The sequence below is a fragment of the Bacillus sp. MSP13 genome (assembly GCF_000815295.1).
Lineage (GTDB): Bacteria > Bacillota > Bacilli > Bacillales > Bacillaceae > Bacillus > Bacillus vallismortis.
The window spans coordinates 72848-90525 of sequence record NZ_JXAQ01000004.1; the positions used below are offsets into that span (position 1 = coordinate 72848).

17 protein-coding genes are annotated in these 17678 nt (G+C 42.8%); all 17 read left to right on the forward strand.

Translation table 11 applies throughout. The annotated features are described in order from the left end of the window. The first annotated feature begins 86 nt into the window (after positions 1–86). The 17 genes from ylqF (at position 87) to fliF (ending at position 17669) form a co-directional block, all read left to right on the forward strand. Complete coding sequence (ylqF, locus tag SC79_RS03745; protein ID WP_039073945.1) at positions 87–935, forward strand: ribosome biogenesis GTPase YlqF; 849 nt, start codon at positions 87–89, stop codon at positions 933–935. Positions 936–1005: 70 nt separating this feature from the next. Then, positions 1006–1773, forward strand: coding sequence for a ribonuclease HII (locus tag SC79_RS03750; protein WP_039074260.1), 768 nt, complete (start codon positions 1006–1008; stop codon positions 1771–1773). A 29-nt stretch (positions 1774–1802) separates the two neighbouring features. Then, entirely contained in the window at positions 1803–3542 is a 1740-nt protein-coding gene (locus SC79_RS03755) for a hypothetical protein (RefSeq protein WP_039073946.1), read from the forward strand. Then, positions 3539–3820, forward strand: coding sequence for a FlhB-like flagellar biosynthesis protein (locus SC79_RS03760; protein WP_010331114.1), 282 nt, complete (start codon positions 3539–3541; stop codon positions 3818–3820). Before SC79_RS03755 ends, SC79_RS03760 begins: the two co-directional genes overlap by 4 nt. 174 nt (positions 3821–3994) lie before the next feature. After that, positions 3995–5152, forward strand: a complete 1158-nt coding sequence (sucC, locus tag SC79_RS03765; RefSeq protein ID WP_039073947.1) for an ADP-forming succinate--CoA ligase subunit beta — start codon at positions 3995–3997, stop codon at positions 5150–5152. A gap of 28 nt (positions 5153–5180) precedes the next feature. Next, a complete protein-coding gene (gene sucD, locus SC79_RS03770; protein WP_039073948.1) occupies positions 5181–6083 on the forward strand; it encodes a succinate--CoA ligase subunit alpha in 903 nt (300 codons plus the stop codon). Positions 6084–6143: 60 nt separating this feature from the next. Continuing rightward, the gene (gene dprA, locus SC79_RS03775) at positions 6144–7037 is read left to right on the forward strand and encodes a DNA-processing protein DprA (protein ID WP_039073949.1); all 894 of its coding nucleotides are present in this window, start codon (positions 6144–6146) and stop codon (positions 7035–7037) included. Positions 7038–7223: 186 nt separating this feature from the next. After that, positions 7224–9299, forward strand: a complete 2076-nt coding sequence (gene topA, locus SC79_RS03780) for a type I DNA topoisomerase (RefSeq protein ID WP_039073950.1) — start codon at positions 7224–7226, stop codon at positions 9297–9299. Positions 9300–9374: 75 nt separating this feature from the next. After that, the gene (gene trmFO, locus SC79_RS03785; RefSeq protein WP_010331110.1) at positions 9375–10682 is read left to right on the forward strand and encodes an FADH(2)-oxidizing methylenetetrahydrofolate--tRNA-(uracil(54)-C(5))-methyltransferase TrmFO; all 1308 of its coding nucleotides are present in this window, start codon (positions 9375–9377) and stop codon (positions 10680–10682) included. A gap of 66 nt (positions 10683–10748) precedes the next feature. Next, complete coding sequence (gene xerC, locus SC79_RS03790; RefSeq protein ID WP_010331109.1) at positions 10749–11663, forward strand: tyrosine recombinase XerC; 915 nt, start codon at positions 10749–10751, stop codon at positions 11661–11663. Between the two features lie 12 nt (positions 11664–11675). Then, entirely contained in the window at positions 11676–12221 is a 546-nt protein-coding gene (gene clpQ / locus SC79_RS03795) for an ATP-dependent protease subunit ClpQ (protein ID WP_039073951.1), read from the forward strand. Between the two features lie 16 nt (positions 12222–12237). Next, on the forward strand, positions 12238–13641 hold the full coding sequence (gene hslU, locus SC79_RS03800; RefSeq protein ID WP_039073952.1) for an HslU--HslV peptidase ATPase subunit: 1404 nt from the start codon (positions 12238–12240) through the stop codon (positions 13639–13641). A gap of 39 nt (positions 13642–13680) precedes the next feature. Next, on the forward strand, positions 13681–14460 hold the full coding sequence (gene codY, locus SC79_RS03805; RefSeq protein ID WP_003238551.1) for a GTP-sensing pleiotropic transcriptional regulator CodY: 780 nt from the start codon (positions 13681–13683) through the stop codon (positions 14458–14460). Between the two features lie 382 nt (positions 14461–14842). Next, positions 14843–15232 (forward strand): flagellar basal body rod protein FlgB, encoded by a 390-nt coding sequence (gene flgB / locus SC79_RS03810; protein ID WP_010331105.1) that lies wholly within the window; start codon positions 14843–14845, stop codon positions 15230–15232. Then, on the forward strand, positions 15232–15684 hold the full coding sequence (gene flgC, locus SC79_RS03815; RefSeq protein WP_039073953.1) for a flagellar basal body rod protein FlgC: 453 nt from the start codon (positions 15232–15234) through the stop codon (positions 15682–15684). The genes flgB and flgC overlap by 1 nt, the downstream gene beginning before the upstream one ends. An 11-nt stretch (positions 15685–15695) precedes the next feature. Beyond that, a complete protein-coding gene (gene fliE, locus SC79_RS03820; RefSeq protein WP_010331103.1) occupies positions 15696–16016 on the forward strand; it encodes a flagellar hook-basal body complex protein FliE in 321 nt (106 codons plus the stop codon). A gap of 45 nt (positions 16017–16061) precedes the next feature. Beyond that, positions 16062–17669, forward strand: a complete 1608-nt coding sequence (fliF, locus tag SC79_RS03825; RefSeq protein WP_039073954.1) for a flagellar basal-body MS-ring/collar protein FliF — start codon at positions 16062–16064, stop codon at positions 17667–17669. The last annotated feature ends 9 nt before the right edge of the window (positions 17670–17678 follow it).

The following is a 17678-nucleotide window of genomic DNA, read 5'->3' on the forward strand; positions in this document are numbered from 1 at the left end:
GAAAATGCCGGACAGGCATCGTAAAATACATAAAGGACAACAAAGAATCTTGCATACTGAAGAGATAAAGGCGGTGTTCGTGTCACATGACAATTCAATGGTTCCCGGGCCATATGGCCAAGGCAAGAAGGGAAGTAACCGAAAAATTAAAATTAATCGATATTGTATATGAATTGGTAGATGCCAGAATTCCGATGTCATCAAGAAACCCAATGATTGAAGACATTCTAAAAAATAAACCGAGAATTATGCTGTTAAATAAAGCTGACAAAGCAGATGCGGCAGTTACACAGCAATGGAAAGAGCACTTTGAAAAGGAAGGGATCCGCTCTTTATCCATAAATTCTGTAAACGGACAAGGCTTAAATCAAATTGTGCCTGTGTCAAAAGAGATCCTCCAACAAAAATTTGACCGGATGAGAGCCAAAGGTGTAAAGCCTAGAGCAATTCGCGCTTTAATTATCGGCATTCCAAACGTCGGAAAATCAACGCTTATCAACCGGCTGGCAAAGAAAAACATCGCAAAGACGGGAGACAGACCTGGTATTACGACATCTCAGCAGTGGGTGAAAGTCGGGAAGGAATTAGAGCTCTTAGATACACCGGGGATTTTATGGCCTAAATTTGAAGACGAGCTTGTCGGCTTGAGGCTGGCAGTCACCGGCGCTATTAAAGACACAATTATCAATCTGCAGGATGTGGCCGTGTTTGGTCTTCGTTTTCTCGAAGAACACTATCCTGAACGGCTTAAAGAGCGTTACGGCCTTGAGGAAATCCCAGAGGACATTGCGGAGCTGTTTGATGCAATAGGTGAAAAGCGCGGCTGCCTCATGAGCGGAGGGCTTATTAACTACGATAAAACGACTGAAGTTATCATTCGCGATATCCGCACTGAAAAGTTCGGCAGGCTGTCATTTGAACAGCCCGCTAAGTAAAGGCGCGCAGAAATGCGGGTCTTTATTTTTGCCTGACCGAACCGATACATACAGTAAGGGAGAAGAGAAAGTGAATACATTAACCGTAAAGGACGTTAAAGACCGTTTGCAGGAAGTGAAGGATGAGCAGGACCCATTCCTTACCCTATGCGAAAACGACCCGAGAAAGAGCGTTCAAACGCTTGTAGAGCAATGGCTTAAAAAGCAGGCGAAAGAAAAAGCGCTGAAAGAACAATGGCTGAATATGACTTCCTTTGAAAGGTTGGCAAGAAACAAAGGATTTCGCTTGATCGCAGGTGTAGACGAGGTCGGCCGGGGGCCATTGGCGGGACCCGTTGTCGCCAGCGCAGTCATTCTTCCGGAGGAAGGTGAAATACTTGGGCTGACAGACTCCAAAAAGCTTTCAGAAAAAAAGCGTGACGAATATTATGAGCTTATTATGAAAGAAGCACTGGCGGTCGGAATAGGAATTGTAGAAGCCTCTGTCATTGATGAAATCAATATATATGAAGCTTCAAAGATGGCAATGGTGAAAGCGATACACGATTTGTCAGATACACCTGATTATTTGCTTGTTGACGCAATGACGCTACCGATCGGCATAGACCAGTCGTCAATTATAAAAGGCGATGCCAAAAGCGTGTCTATTGCGGCAGGTGCGTGTATCGCGAAAGTGACAAGAGACCGGATGATGAGCGCCTATGCCGAAACCTATCCTATGTACGGCTTTGAAAAAAATAAAGGCTATGGGACAAAAGAGCATCTCGAAGCTCTCGCCGCATACGGCCCGACTGAATTGCACCGCAAAACTTTCGCTCCTGTTCAATCTGCCAGATAAATCAATGGACAAGGAGGCACCTCTTGTAAATGAATATAAGAAATGATATGCAAAAGGCGCTGCAGCACCTTTTTAAACATACAGCAGTCCCGCAGGAATCATCAAATGTCAGCGAATCGCAAAACGGGGAGAAGCGCCTTCTTTTAGGAAAAGTCCTTCGTTTATTAGGCGATCAGCATGCATTGATCCAAGTCGGCAATCAAACTGTCCAGGGAAAACTTGAAACTCAGCTTCGTCCCCAGGCGTACTATTGGTTTTCCTACGAAAAAAAAACATCAGAACAGACAGGCCGTCTTCAGGTCGTTCAAAGCTTTGACCAACATCCCAAAACCATTCAGGAAGCCGCTGGAAAGCTTCTGAATGCCATATCGGTAAAGCAGACAAACGCTGCTCTAATGATGGCAGGAGCGATGCTGAAGAGCAAAACACCAGTAACAGAAAATGATATTAAAACAGCTGTTCGCTGGATGGATGCGCTGCCTGCGTCAGATACAAAAAAAGCGATTGAAACGGTCTTGTTCGCTTTAAAACGTGAATTACCCATTCACCCCGAGGTTTTGAGCGGCATACATGCTGTGAAATCGCCTGTTCCGCTCCATCAGCACGTATCCAAGCTGCTTCAGGCTATCAATCAAAATCCTCAGCAGAGCCAAATGATGACAAAGCTAAAAGAAGCAATTACAATGCTTTTTAATAGTGAAATCGATGTCCATGCAGAACGTCTGATCGATAAGCTTGTCTCTATAACGGACAATGCCAAAGCGCATTCTTCAGGCACTACAGCCGGAAACAGGGAGCTTAGCGCACCATCCGGCTCTCTCGAAAAGGCCGGCTTGCCGCCTGTAAATCATCCAGCGGAACAGAGAAGCATACAAGAAGCGCCCGCTAAAACCGTAGCGGACATTCCGATGAAAGAAGCCCGGCAGCTGCTGACAAAACTGACAGAATCTGCAGAAAAAAACAATCTTCAACTTGTAAAAGAAGCAGCAAATTGGCTGAAGGCGGCTGCTTCATCGGGGGACAGTAAGTCACCGTCACCTGCCGCTTCAGCTGTTTTACAGGCTGCACAAGTCACAGATCAGGAAGCCGAAGTCTTTTTAAAGGCTGTTCAGCAAACTGCACCTAGTCTGGCCGATAAGGCAGATGTTCTTTCTTTCTTGGCCAAAGTGAAAATGGCAATCGGCGCAAGGGACGAGCTTGCATTCATAAAAGCGTTTGAACAAGGGAGCGCCGCGGCCCCTCCTGATGAAATGCAATCCATCAAGCTGGCTCTCCAGGCCGCAAAAGGGTCGCATGAGGTAGCGGAACCTGTCAAACAGGAAGCCGATCAGCTTTTTCACAAATTAAACGGCCAGCTTTTCATGCAGCAGCATCACCCGTCATACAGCCAAATTATGCTGTCATTTCCGCTATTTTCGAAGTCAGGCGTACAGGATATGACAGTTCTGTTCAAAGGCAAGAAAGAAGCCGATGGAAAGCTTGATCCTTCCCATTGCCGCCTTTTGTTTTTGCTGCAACTGGACACGTTAAAAGAAACCGTTGTTGATTGCTTGATACAGCAAAAAGTCATGACCATTACAATTGAGACTGAATTTGACCTTCAGGCTGCGATCGATCCGATGGTGCCTGCACTTAAACAGGGTCTTATGGAAATGGGATACAGCCTTTCAGGGGTGAACGCTAAAAAAAGAATTCACACCGAAGAGAAGGCTGCAATTGACCAATATGTAACAAGCATCAGTGACCGGGAAGTGGATGTGAAAATATGAAAGAGCAGATGCCAGCCAGAAAAGCTATGGCTCTCCATTATGACGAACAAAAAGACAAGGCGCCGAGAGTGGTTGCGACAGGGAAAGGCCATGTAGCCGACAACATTATCAAAGAAGCAAAAAAGGCAGGGGTTCCGATACAAGAAGATCGGACCCTTGTCGAATTAATGCGTCATTTGACTGTAGATGATCAAATCCCGGAAGCTCTCTACGAAACGGTAGCTGAGATTTTTTCGTTCATTTACAGATTGGACGAAAGCGTAAAAAACAAAAAATAACAATAATATTCCCCATCCTCTGTTTGAAATTTTATGTTTTTAATAAAATAAAAGTTTGAATGTTTAGAAGGATTTAAAGATTTTGCATCGAACTCTAGACAATTCTTCCAGTATTATTATAGAATGAAAGCGCAGTCTATTTTAGTTTTGTTACATAAGTTAGGAGGATGGGAAATGAATATCCATGAATACCAGGGAAAAGAAGTCCTCAGAAAATATGGGGTATCTGTTCCTGAAGGTAAAGTGGCTTTTACAGCAGAAGAAGCAGTTGAGAAAGCAAAGAACTTATCCAGCTCGGTTTATGTCGTAAAGGCTCAAATTCATGCTGGCGGTCGAGGCAAAGCTGGTGGGGTAAAAATAGCAAAATCATTAGACGATGTGAAAGCGTATGCCGAAGAACTCTTAGGGAAGACTCTAGTAACACATCAGACCGGTCCGGACGGCCAAGTAATAAAACGCTTACTTATTGAAGAAGGCTGCGATATTAAAAAAGAATACTACGTGGGTCTTGTGCTTGACCGCGCCACTTCCAGAATCGTTCTGATGGCTTCTGAAGAAGGCGGAACAGAAATCGAAGAAGTTGCGGAAAAAACACCGGAAAAAATCATAAAAGCTGTTATTGATCCGGCTGTCGGCCTCCAAGGCTATCAAGCCAGAGAAATCGCATTCGCTATTAATATTCCAAAAGAGCTCGTGGGAAAAGCTGCTAAATTTATGCTTGGACTATATAAAGCGTTTGTTGAAAAAGACTGCTCAATCGCTGAAATCAACCCGCTCGTTGTTACCGGCGACGGAAATGTGATGGCGCTTGATGCGAAATTGAATTTCGACAGCAATGCGTTGTATAGACAAAAGGACATTATGGAATACAGAGATTTGGATGAGGAAGATCCGAAAGAAATCGAAGCGTCCAAATATGATCTAAGCTACATTTCCCTTGATGGAAACATCGGCTGTATGGTTAACGGCGCGGGACTTGCGATGTCAACAATGGATATTATCAAGCATTACGGAGGAGAACCGGCCAACTTCCTTGATGTGGGGGGCGGTGCAACCGCGGAAAAAGTCACGGAAGCATTTAAAATCATTCTTTCAGATCAAAACGTTAAAGGGATTTTTGTCAACATTTTCGGCGGCATTATGAAATGTGATGTTATCGCAGAAGGGGTTGTTGAAGCGACAAGACAAGTCGGTTTAACATTGCCGCTTGTCGTCCGTCTAGAAGGCACAAACGTGGATCTAGGGAAGAAAATCCTTAGTGAATCAGGATTAAATATTACATCTGCGGAATCCATGGCTGACGGCGCGCAGAAAATCGTATCCTTAGTTTAGGAAAGAATGAAAGGCAGGGGACCAGATAATGAGTGTTTTTATTAATAAAGATACAAGAGTTATTGTGCAAGGGATTACAGGTTCTACCGCTTTATTTCATACGAAACAGATGCTCGAATACGGCACAAATATCGTAGGCGGTGTAACACCTGGAAAAGGCGGGACTGAAGCGGAAGGTGTTCCTGTATTTAATACGGTGGCTGACGCAGTTCAAACGACCGGTGCTAACGCGTCTGTTATTTATGTGCCGGCACCGTTTGCAGCTGATGCGATTATGGAAGCGGTAGATGCGGAGCTTGATCTTGTGATCTGCATCACTGAACATATCCCGGTTCTGGATATGATAAAGGTCAAACGCTTTATGGAAGGCAAGAAAACGAGATTGATAGGGCCGAACTGCCCTGGTGTCATCACGCCTGAAGAATGTAAAATCGGCATTATGCCTGGATATATCCATAAAAAAGGTCATGTAGGCGTTGTATCGCGTTCAGGAACATTAACATACGAAGCGGTGCATCAGCTTTCAGAAGCAGGTGTAGGACAATCTACAGCTGTCGGAATCGGCGGCGACCCTGTAAATGGAACAAATTTTATCGACGTTTTAAAAGCGTTTAACGAAGATCCTGATACACATGCTGTCATTATGATCGGTGAAATCGGCGGTACTGCCGAAGAGGAAGCGGCAGAGTGGGTAAAAGCCAACATGACAAAACCGGTAGTCGGTTTTATCGGTGGTAAAACAGCACCGCCAGGGAAGCGCATGGGGCATGCCGGCGCCATTATTTCCGGCGGAAAAGGTACAGCTGATGAAAAAATCAAAACCCTTAATGCATGCGGTATCGAAGTTGCAGAGACACCTTCTGTAATGGGTGAAACCTTAATTAAGGTACTGAAGGAGAAAAACTTGTTCGAGACTTGCAAAACGCATTAATAAAAAGGGACAGCCGCCAAGGCTGTTCCTGCTTTTTCCGTCAAAAAGGAGGTCAATATATTGGATCAGGCCGCTGCGTGTTTAATGATTTGCAGAATCAATCAACTATTATCCCCATCTCTTCTATTAAAATGGTGGAAAGCCGATGCATCTATGTCGCTGACATCACCTGTGTTAGAAACTGTTACTCGCGATAAAGGAAAGGCGGCTGCATTAAAGAACAAAATTGAAGAACATTATCCAAAGCTTCAGCGTGTACTTGCTGCTTACCGTGGGCAAGGCATTATCCCCATCCCGATTTCTTCTAAACAATATCCTTTCTGGCTGAAAACGATTTATGATCCCCCCGCCGTCCTGTTTGCAAAGGGTGATATGGCCCTTCTTTCTCAAGGGAGGAAAATTGGAATTGTAGGGACAAGAAATCCAACATCTTATGGGATACATGTTGTTAACCACCTTACAAAAGAGCTTTGCCGCAAAGAGTGGGTGATTGTCAGCGGGCTGGCGTCTGGGATAGACGGAATGTCCCATGCGGCAAGCATTAAGGCGAAGGGGCGGACAATCGGCGTTATTGCAGGGGGATTTCAACACATTTATCCCCGCGAAAACCTTCAGTTAGCAGATCACATGGCGAAACACCATATCCTTCTGTCAGAGCATCCACCTGAAACGAAACCCCAAAAATGGCATTTTCCTATGAGAAATCGTATCATCAGCGGATTAAGTGAAGGCGTTATTGTCGTGCAGGGCAAAGAAAAAAGCGGTTCTCTGATTACTGCATATCAAGCACTGGAACAAGGGAGAGAAGTTTTTGCCGTACCCGGTTCATTATTTGATCCTTGCGCCGGAGGTCCTATAAAACTGATCCAGCAGGGGGCTAAAGCCATATGGTCAGCAGAGGATATTTTCGAGGAGCTTCCTGAGAGAAACGTTCAATATACGGAACCCTTTTGAATTATCGTTTGACAAATGGCGTTGTAATATTTAATAATAGTGAGGATTTGAAGTTGCATATTGTTTTCTATTTAAATAATAATGTTCATCATAAAGAATGAAATGTTGAAAGCCAAATAAAGACAGCAGCAAAAATAAGATTGAAATACTTGAAAAGAGAGAGAACACCTCTTGAGGGGGATGAAAATGTCTGATTATCTAGTCATCGTGGAATCGCCTGCTAAGGCGAAAACGATTGAACGTTACTTAGGTAAAAAATATAAAGTGAAAGCATCAATGGGACATGTCCGGGATCTCCCAAAAAGTCAAATGGGAGTTGACATAGAACAGAATTTCGAGCCGAAATATATTACCATTCGAGGCAAAGGCCCGGTATTAAAAGAGCTGAAAACGGCTGCGAAAAAAGCGAAAAAAGTCTATCTCGCGGCCGACCCCGACAGAGAAGGGGAAGCGATTGCATGGCACTTGGCGCACAGCCTTGATTTAGATCTCGATTCAGACTGCCGGGTGGTGTTTAACGAAATTACAAAGGACGCCATTAAGGAATCGTTTAAGCATCCCCGCATGATCAATATGGATTTAGTGGATGCACAGCAGGCGAGACGTGTTTTAGACAGGCTTGTAGGCTATAAAATCAGTCCTATCCTATGGAAAAAAGTCAAGAAAGGACTTAGCGCAGGCCGCGTCCAATCCGTTGCCCTCCGTTTGATTATTGACCGCGAAAAGGAAATTAACGACTTTAAGCCGGAGGAATATTGGACAATAGGCGGTACGTTTTTAAAAGGAAAGGAATCGTTCGAGGCGGGCTTTTTCGGAAAAAACGGCAAAAAACTTCCTTTAAATAGTGAAGCAGACGTAAAAGACATTCTTTCTCAGCTCAAAGGCAATAAATATACAGTTGAAAAAGTAACGAAAAAGGAACGGAAACGTAATCCGGCCTTGCCTTTTACCACTTCCACCCTGCAGCAGGAAGCGGCTCGCAAACTCAATTTCAGAGCGAAGAAAACGATGATGATTGCACAGCAATTATATGAAGGAATCGATCTTGGAAGAGAAGGAACAGTCGGTTTGATCACATATATGAGAACGGATTCAACCCGTATTTCAAATACGGCGGTTGATGAAGCTGCTGCATTTATTGATCAGGCATACGGCAAAGAGTTTTTAGGCGGCAAACGAAAACCTGCGAAAAAGAATGAAAATGCTCAGGATGCCCACGAAGCCATCCGTCCGACATCAGTTCTCAGAAAACCTAGTGAATTAAAAGCAGTACTCGGCAGAGATCAGATGAGATTGTATAAATTAATTTGGGAACGTTTTGTTGCCAGCCAAATGGCACCTGCAGTTCTCGACACAATGAGTGTCGACCTGGGGAACAATGGTTTGACATTTCGCGCAAATGGAAGTAAAGTCAAGTTTTCCGGGTTTATGAAGGTGTATGTTGAAGGAAAAGACGATCAAACGGAAGAAAAAAACCGAATGCTGCCTGACTTAAAAGAAGGCGACACAGTATTATCTAAAGATATAGAACCGGAGCAGCATTTTACCCAGCCTCCTCCGCGATATACAGAAGCAAGGCTCGTGAAAACCATGGAAGAACTTGGTATCGGACGTCCTTCCACATATGCTCCGACGCTTGATACCATTCAGCGGCGCGGCTACGTGTCTTTGGATAACAAACGTTTTGTTCCAACAGAACTGGGGCAAATTGTATTAGACTCGATGATGGAATTTTTCCCTGAAATCATTAACGTTGAATTTACAGCGAAAATGGAAAAAGACCTTGATTATGTTGAAGAAGGCGATACCGAATGGGTTAAGATTATTGATAACTTCTACGCCGATTTTGAAAAACGCGTGAAAAAAGCTGAAGCGGAAATGAAAGAAGTTGAAATCGAGCCTGAATACGCAGGGGAAGATTGTGAACTGTGCAGTTCTCCAATGGTATATAAAATGGGCCGATACGGTAAATTCTTAGCTTGCTCCAATTTCCCGGACTGCCGGAACACAAAACCGATTGTGAAACAAATCGGCGTGAAGTGCCCGAGCTGCGGTGAAGGAAATATTGTTGAACGAAAATCGAAAAAGAAACGGATTTTTTACGGCTGTGACCGTTATCCGGAATGTGAATTCGTTTCCTGGGACAAACCAATTGAACGAGAATGCCCGAAATGCGGAAAAATGCTTGTCGAGAAAAAACTCAAAAAAGGCATACAAGTCCAATGCGTGGAATGCGATTATAAGGAAGAACCACAGAAGTAGCGGTGAGCAGGGTCTTGCTCACCTTCTTTGTGTGTTAAAAGAAGACCTTGAATAATAAACTAGGAGATGTGAAAGATGAACCAACAAACAGTGAATGTAATCGGAGCCGGACTCGCAGGAAGTGAAGCGGCTTGGCAGCTTGCCAAACGGGGAATTCAAGTCAAATTATATGAAATGCGTCCTGTTAAACAAACGCCTGCTCACCATACAGATAAATTTGCCGAACTTGTGTGCAGCAACTCTCTGCGCTCCAACACACTTGCTAATGCTGTCGGTGTATTAAAGGAAGAAATGCGGGTGCTAGACTCAGCAATCATCGCGGCTGCTGACGAATGTTCGGTGCCTGCCGGCGGTGCTCTCGCGGTAGACCGACATGAATTTGCCGCAAGCGTGACAAATCGGGTGAAAAACCATCCGAACGTAACCGTTATGAATGAAGAAGTGACAGAAATTCCAGAAGGTCCAACAATTATCGCGACAGGACCGTTAACGTCTGAATCGCTGTCTGCCCAGCTGAAAGAGCTGACGGGAGAAGACTATTTATATTTTTATGACGCAGCGGCGCCAATTGTAGAAAAAGACAGCCTTGATATGGATAAAGTATACTTGAAATCCCGTTATGATAAAGGTGAGGCGGCGTACTTAAACTGCCCGATGACAGAAGAAGAGTTTGACCGTTTTCATGAAGCATTAACATCAGCAGAAACAGTCCCTTTAAAAGAATTTGAAAAAGAGATTTTCTTTGAAGGATGCATGCCGATCGAAGTGATGGCAAAACGTGGAAAGAAAACAATGCTTTTTGGACCGATGAAGCCGGTTGGACTAGAGCATCCTGTCACAGGAAAACGTCCTTATGCTGTTGTTCAGCTCAGACAGGATGATGCTGCAGGGACACTCTATAATATTGTAGGGTTCCAGACTCATTTAAAATGGGGAGACCAAAAGGAAGTTCTCAAATTGATTCCGGGGCTGGAAAATGTAGAAATCGTCAGATATGGCGTAATGCACAGAAATACATTTATTAATTCTCCAAGCCTGTTAAAGCCGACTTATCAATTTAAAAACCGCACTGATTTGTTCTTTGCAGGCCAAATGACGGGTGTAGAAGGGTACGTGGAATCAGCTGCATCAGGACTCATTGCAGGCATTAATGCGGCTAAACTTGTACTAGGAGAAGAGCTGGTCACTTTCCCTCAGGAAACAGCAATAGGCAGTATGGCTCACTATATTACAACAACAAACCAGAAAAACTTTCAGCCGATGAATGCGAACTTTGGGCTTTTGAAAGAATTGCCTGTTAAAATTAAAAATAAAAAAGAGCGGAATGAACAATACGCGAACCGCGCAATTGAGACAATTCAAACAATTTCGAAAACAATATAGGTATTGATTGCAACCTGAACGCGATTTGTGATACCATTTAAAAGCCCTTTCTGGGGAGGTTTAGGCATGGAGAATGTTAAGAATTTCGTAAAGTTATTCGTTGAATATTTACAAATTGAAAAAAATTATTCACAATATACTATTGTGAATTATGTGGATTCAATTGAAGAATTCGAGACTTTTCTGCGCGTTCAAGGTATAAATGGATTTGAAGAAGCTGCATATCAGGATACTAGGATTTTTTTGACTGAAGCCTATGAAAAAGGTTTATCGAGAAGAACGATAAGCAAAAAGATATCTGCATTAAGAAGCTTTTATAAGTTTCTGATGCGGGAAAAGCTTGTTGAAGAAAATCCGTTTCAGCTTGTTCATCTGCCGAAACAAGAAAAACGGATACCGAAGTTTCTATATCAAAAAGAGCTTGAGGAGCTGTTTGAAGTTTCAGATATAAGCCAGCCGGCCGGAATGAGGGATCAAGCGTTGTTGGAGCTTCTCTATGCCACCGGAATGAGGGTCAGTGAATGCTGTTCCATAACTGTTAACAATGTTGATTTATTTATGGACACTGTGCTTGTTCACGGTAAGGGAAAGAAGCAACGCTATATCCCCTTTGGGTCTTACGCCCGCGAAGCGTTGAAGTTATATATGAATAGCGGAAGACAGTGCTTGCTGATGAAAGCAAAAGAACCTCATGATCTATTATTCGTGAATCAAAGAGGCGGACCGCTTACAGCCCGAGGCATCAGGCATATTTTAAGCGGGCTGGTTCAAAAAGCGTCCGGTACTTTACATATCCATCCGCATATGCTTCGACATACGTTCGCCACTCATCTGTTAAACGAAGGAGCAGATTTGAGAAGCGTTCAAGAGCTGCTCGGGCATTCCAATCTGTCTTCGACACAGATATACACGCACGTTTCGAAGGAAATGTTGAGAAACACATATATGTCTCACCATCCAAGAGCTTTTAAGAAAAATTAAAGGAGGCCTCTTATGTCATCTTTTCATGCGACCACAATATTTGCCGTACAGCATAAGGGACGAAGTGCTATGTCCGGAGACGGCCAAGTGACATTCGGTCAGGCTGTTGTCATGAAACACACTGCAAGAAAAGTGAGAAAACTGTTTAACGGTAAGGTTCTTGCTGGGTTTGCGGGATCTGTTGCAGACGCTTTCACTTTATTTGAAAAGTTTGAAGCTAAACTTGAAGAGTATAATGGCAACTTAAAACGAGCCGCTGTTGAGCTTGCAAAGGAATGGCGCAGCGATAAAGTGCTTAGAAAGCTTGAAGCCATGCTAATCGTTATGAACCAGGATACTTTGCTTCTTGTATCGGGAACAGGCGAGGTAATCGAACCAGATGACGGCATTCTCGCGATTGGATCAGGAGGCAATTACGCTTTAGCGGCCGGGAGAGCTTTGAAAAAGCATGCCGGTGAAAATATGTTTGCAAGCGAGATTGCCAGAGCCGCGTTAGAAACAGCGGGAGAAATTTGTGTTTACACGAACGATCAAATCATACTGGAAGAACTTGAATAGAAAGGACTTGAGGCGCATGGAAAATAAACCGTTAACACCAAGGCAGATTGTAGATCGGTTAGACCAATATATTGTCGGTCAGCAAAACGCGAAAAAAGCTGTCGCCGTGGCATTAAGAAACCGCTATAGAAGAAGTCTTCTAGATGAAAAATTGAAGGATGAAGTCGTTCCGAAAAACATTTTAATGATGGGGCCAACCGGCGTTGGAAAAACTGAAATTGCCAGACGAATCGCCAAGCTCTCAGGTGCGCCATTTATCAAAATTGAAGCAACAAAATTTACCGAAGTCGGCTATGTAGGCAGAGACGTTGAATCAATGGTCAGAGACCTTGTGGAGACTTCTGTTCGGCTTATAAAAGAAGAAAAAATCAATGAAGTAAAGGATCAGGCTGAAGAGAATGCAAATAAACGCATTGTACGCCTGCTAGTTCCTGGAAAGAAAAAACAATCAGGCGTTAAAAATCCGTTTGAAATGTTTTTTGGCGGCAACCAGCCAAGTGGCGAAGATGAAGCGGAGAGCCAGGAAGAAGCAAACATTGAAGAAAAAAGAAAGCGCATGGCGCATCAGCTGGCTTTAGGAGAGCTAGAAGACCACTATGTAACAGTAGAAGTCGAAGAACAGCAGCCTTCTATGTTTGACATGCTGCAGGGCTCGGGTATGGAGCAGATGGGCATGAATATGCAGGACGCGCTAAGCGGATTAATGCCAAAGAAGAAGAAACGGCGTAAAATGACAGTCAGAGAAGCGAGAAAAGTCCTGACGAATGAAGAAGCAAGTAAGCTTATCGATATGGATGAAGTCGGCCAGAAAGCTGTTCAGAGAGCAGAAGAGAGCGGAATTATCTTTATCGACGAGATTGATAAAATTGCAAAAAACGGCGGCGCGTCATCCTCTGCCGATGTATCAAGAGAAGGTGTTCAGCGAGATATCCTCCCAATCGTTGAGGGTTCTACCGTTGTCACTAAATATGGTTCGGTGAAAACAGACCATGTGTTATTTATTGCAGCAGGAGCGTTTCATATGGCCAAACCATCTGATTTGATTCCTGAGCTGCAGGGGCGTTTCCCGATTCGTGTAGAACTGAGCAAACTTACGGTTCACGATTTTGTGAGAATTTTAGTGGAGCCGGATAATGCGCTGCTGAAACAGTATCAGGCATTATTGCACACAGAAGGTATATCTCTTGAATTTTCTGACGAAGCTATTCATAAGATTGCTGAAGTAGCGTATCATGTGAATCAGGACACAGACAATATCGGTGCGAGACGCCTTCATACAATACTTGAACGCCTATTAGAAGACCTGTCGTTTGAAGCTCCTGATGTAACAATGGAGAAAATAACAATTACACCGCAGTATGTCGAAGATAAGCTCGGAACGATAGCCAAAAACAAAGATTTAAGTCAATTTATATTGTGAAAAATTTAATATGAGGAATATTTAGGAGGATTATTTATCATGGCTTTATTACAAAAAACAAGAATTATTAACTCCATGCTGCAAGCTGCGGCAGGGAAACCGGTGAACTTCAAGGAAATGGCGGAGACGCTGCGGGACGTAATCGATTCCAATATTTTCGTTGTAAGCCGCAGAGGCAAACTCCTTGGATATTCTATTAACCAGCAAATTGAAAATGATCGTATGAAAAAAATGCTTGAGGATCGTCAATTCCCTGAAGAGTATACAAAAAATCTGTTTAATGTACCTGAAACATCTTCTAACTTGGATATTAATAGTGAATATACAGCTTTCCCTGTTGAGAACAGAGACCTGTTCCAGGCTGGTTTAACAACAATCGTACCGATCATCGGAGGCGGAGAAAGATTAGGAACGCTCATTCTTTCACGTTTACAGGATCAATTTCATGACGATGATTTAATTCTCGCAGAATACGGTGCAACTGTTGTCGGAATGGAAATCTTGCGAGAAAAAGCAGAAGAAATTGAAGAGGAAGCAAGAAGCAAAGCTGTCGTACAAATGGCCATCAGCTCTCTTTCTTACAGTGAGCTTGAAGCAATTGAGCACATTTTTGAAGAGCTTGACGGAAACGAAGGCCTGCTCGTTGCAAGTAAAATCGCGGACCGCGTTGGCATTACCCGTTCTGTTATTGTTAACGCACTGAGAAAGCTGGAAAGCGCCGGTGTCATCGAGTCAAGATCATTAGGAATGAAAGGGACTTATATTAAAGTCCTTAACAACAAATTCCTAATTGAATTAGAAAATTTAAAATCTCATTAATCATCGACATAGAACTCCTTTAAAGGGGTTCTTTTTTATACTCAAATAAAGGAAATTGATAAGCTTTATTTCCTGGGTTGAAAGTCTTTCTTTGTCATATTTTTAATAAATCTTACAATTCCCACAAAAATGGCTTGAAAAAGGTGAGAAAAATGTCGAAAAAACAGAAATTCGGCTATTTTCAGGCTTATATCAAGGCAAAAAACATAGTTCTAATAATCTAGGACTATATACCTAGTTACAAAATAGATAATTGTGAGGACATTTTTTTACACGAACTTCATAGACTTTATGCCTGTTATTTCTTACAATAAGCATATAGTTTTACAATTCTCGACAAGGATATTGAGGTTGAAAAAAACTGAAATGGAGGTAAGTGGATTTGAGCTTATTTTCTGGAACGATACAAAATCTTGAAAATGCCTTGAGCAGAGCGAATATTAAGCAAAAAGTCATAACTAATAATATCGCCAATATAGATACACCGAACTATAAGGCAAAAAAAGTCTCTTTTCAAAATTTATTGAATCAAGAATCCTCGCGTCTCGAAGCGACAAAAACAGACTATCGTCATGTTGATTTTTCTGATACTGATTCGAATTATTCAATTGTAACGAGCGCGGATACATCGTACCAGCAAAACGGAAACAATGTTGATGTCGACAAAGAAATGACAGAATTGGCGCAAAACCAAATCAACTATCAAGCTTTAGTTCAAAGAATGAACGGTAAATTTAATTCGCTGAAGACCGTATTAACAGGAGGGAAATAATGACAGCTTTTCACAGCTTAAATGTTTCAGCATCAGCTTTAACAGCTCAGCGTGTCAGGATGGACGTTGTATCATCTAACTTGGCTAATATGGATACGACAAGAGCTAAGCAGGTCGACGGAGAATGGGTGCCTTACAGAAGAAAGATGGTTTCTCTTCAGTCAAAAGGTGAATCGTTCTCTTCCATTCTCAATTCTCAAATGAGCGGAAGCGGTAATGCTGGAAACGGTGTAAAGGTTTCTAAAATCACAGAAGATGGTTCGGATTTTAATCTTGTTTACGATCCGACAAACCCTGATGCCAACGCTGAAGGATATGTACAAAAGCCTAATGTTGACCCATTGAAAGAAATGGTTGACCTTGTCAGCAGCACAAGATCATATGAGGCGAATGTCACAGCAATGAATGCGACAAAAGGAATGCTGATGAAGGCGTTAGAAATCGGAAGGTAAGGTGAACGAACGTGATTAATGCAATTTCTCCTTTTCAGGTTCAAAATACTCAAAACACTCAAAATGCAACAAATCAAATAAACAATAGCCAAAAAACAGACTCTTCAAATCAAACAAGCTTTTCGGAGCTTTTAAAAAACTCTATTAGTTCGTTAAATGATTCCCAAGTAGCTTCTGACAACATGACTAATGCCTTGGCTGCAGGAAAAGATGTAAATCTAGATGAGGTCATGATCGCCGCTCAAAAAGCAAGCGTCTCACTAACTGCTGCAACAGAGTTCCGCAATAAAGCAGTGGAAGCCTATCAGGAGATAATGAGAATGCAAATGTAGGGGGTCTGACGATTAAGAGAAAGAGTGGAATGACCGGGGGTTAACATGAATCGTACTCTAATGCAAATGAAAAACAAAACGAGTGAGTTTTGGAATAATAGATCTAAATTACAAAAGATATTCATGATTAGTGCTTTAGCGGCAATTATTATTATTGGTATTATTATCAGTGTTTTTGCTTCTAGTTCAAAAATGGCGCCGCTGTACAAAGATTTGTCTGCCGAAGAAGCGGGGCACATCAAAGAAGAGCTTGACGCGAAAAAAGTGTCAAACGAACTTTCAAACGGAGGAACAGTGATAAGCGTTCCGGAAGATCAGGTTGATTCATTGAAAGTGCAGCTGGCTGCAGAAGGACTTCCCAAAACCGGATCAATTGATTATTCATTTTTTGGACAGAATGCCGGCTTTGGTTTGACAGACAATGAGTTTGATATGGTCAAAGTGAAAGCGACACAGACAGAACTGTCGAATTTGATCAATGAAATGGACGGTATTAAAAATTCAAAAGTCATGATTAACCTTCCGAAAGACGCTGTGTTTGTCGGTGAGGAGCAATCTGCGGCATCCGCATCAATCGTGCTGCAGGTACAACCGGGCTATACGCTTAATCAAAGTCAGGTCAACGGACTGTATCATCTGGTGTCGAAAAGTGTGCCGAACCTAAAAGAAGATAACATCGTCATCATGGACCAGAATTCTACATACTACGACAAATCAGACAGCGATGCAGGGTCCTACGCGGATAGTTATTCTTCACAGCAGGGAATTAAATCTCAAGTCGAAAAAGACATTCAAAAGCATGTTCAGACATTGCTCGGTACGATGATGGGACAAGATAAAGTCGTTGTTTCCGTTACAGCAGACATTGATTTTACAAAAGAAAATCGGACAGAAGACATTGTCGAACCTGTTGATAAAGAAAACATGGCAGGCATTGCGGTCAGCGCGGAAAAGGTATCTGAAACATACCAGGGTAACGGTGCCGCTAATGGCGGAGTCGCCGGAACCGGTGAAGATGATATACCAAATTATGAAGCTGACGGGGAAAACACCGAAGGCGGAGGTTATGAAAAAAGCAGCGAAAAAATCAACTATGAGGTTAACCGGATCCATAAAGAAATCGCAGAAAGTCCTTATAAAGTCAGAGATTTAGGAATCCAAGTCATGGTTGAGCCGCCGGACGCTAAAGATGTCGCGTCGCTTTCAGCTGAAAGACAAGAAGATATTCAAAAAATACTTTCAACTGTAGTCAGAACTTCTATTGATAAGGATGCACAAGAACAAGAGCTTACTGACGAGGACATCAATAATAAAATTGTCTTATCCGTTCAGCCTTTTGACGGCAAAGTAAATATGGATGCTGGTACAGAAGAAGCCACAGGTGTGCCGATTTGGGTTTATATTGCAGGAGGCATCTTGATTGCTGCTATCATCGTCCTCATTATAATGCTGGTTAGAAAGAAACGGGCGCAAGAGGATGAATTTGAGGAATATGAGTATGAGGTTCCTCAAGAACCGATCAACCTGCCTGATATCAACGAAGAGGAAAATGAAACAGAGGAAACAGTCAGACGAAAACAGCTTGAAAAGATGGCGAAAGACAAGCCCGAAGATTTTGCTAAACTGCTGAGAAGCTGGCTGGCCGAGGATTAGGAGGATTTA

What these genes read in the sequence shown, in the direction of transcription:
- ylqF (WP_039073945.1), top strand. Translation starts at nt 87, where the DNA reads ATGACAATTCAATGGTTCCCGGGCCATATGGCCAAGGCAAGAAGGGAA.
- SC79_RS03755 (WP_039073946.1), top strand. Translation starts at nt 1,803, where the DNA reads ATGAATATAAGAAATGATATGCAAAAGGCGCTGCAGCACCTTTTTAAA.
- SC79_RS03760 (WP_010331114.1), top strand. Translation starts at nt 3,539, where the DNA reads ATGAAAGAGCAGATGCCAGCCAGAAAAGCTATGGCTCTCCATTATGAC.
- sucC (WP_039073947.1), top strand. Translation starts at nt 3,995, where the DNA reads ATGAATATCCATGAATACCAGGGAAAAGAAGTCCTCAGAAAATATGGG.
- sucD (WP_039073948.1), top strand. Translation starts at nt 5,181, where the DNA reads ATGAGTGTTTTTATTAATAAAGATACAAGAGTTATTGTGCAAGGGATT.
- topA (WP_039073950.1), top strand. Translation starts at nt 7,224, where the DNA reads ATGTCTGATTATCTAGTCATCGTGGAATCGCCTGCTAAGGCGAAAACG.
- trmFO (WP_010331110.1), top strand. Translation starts at nt 9,375, where the DNA reads ATGAACCAACAAACAGTGAATGTAATCGGAGCCGGACTCGCAGGAAGT.
- xerC (WP_010331109.1), top strand. Translation starts at nt 10,749, where the DNA reads ATGGAGAATGTTAAGAATTTCGTAAAGTTATTCGTTGAATATTTACAA.
- clpQ (WP_039073951.1), top strand. Translation starts at nt 11,676, where the DNA reads ATGTCATCTTTTCATGCGACCACAATATTTGCCGTACAGCATAAGGGA.
- hslU (WP_039073952.1), top strand. Translation starts at nt 12,238, where the DNA reads ATGGAAAATAAACCGTTAACACCAAGGCAGATTGTAGATCGGTTAGAC.
- codY (WP_003238551.1), top strand. Translation starts at nt 13,681, where the DNA reads ATGGCTTTATTACAAAAAACAAGAATTATTAACTCCATGCTGCAAGCT.
- flgC (WP_039073953.1), top strand. Translation starts at nt 15,232, where the DNA reads ATGACAGCTTTTCACAGCTTAAATGTTTCAGCATCAGCTTTAACAGCT.
- fliF (WP_039073954.1), top strand. Translation starts at nt 16,062, where the DNA reads ATGAATCGTACTCTAATGCAAATGAAAAACAAAACGAGTGAGTTTTGG.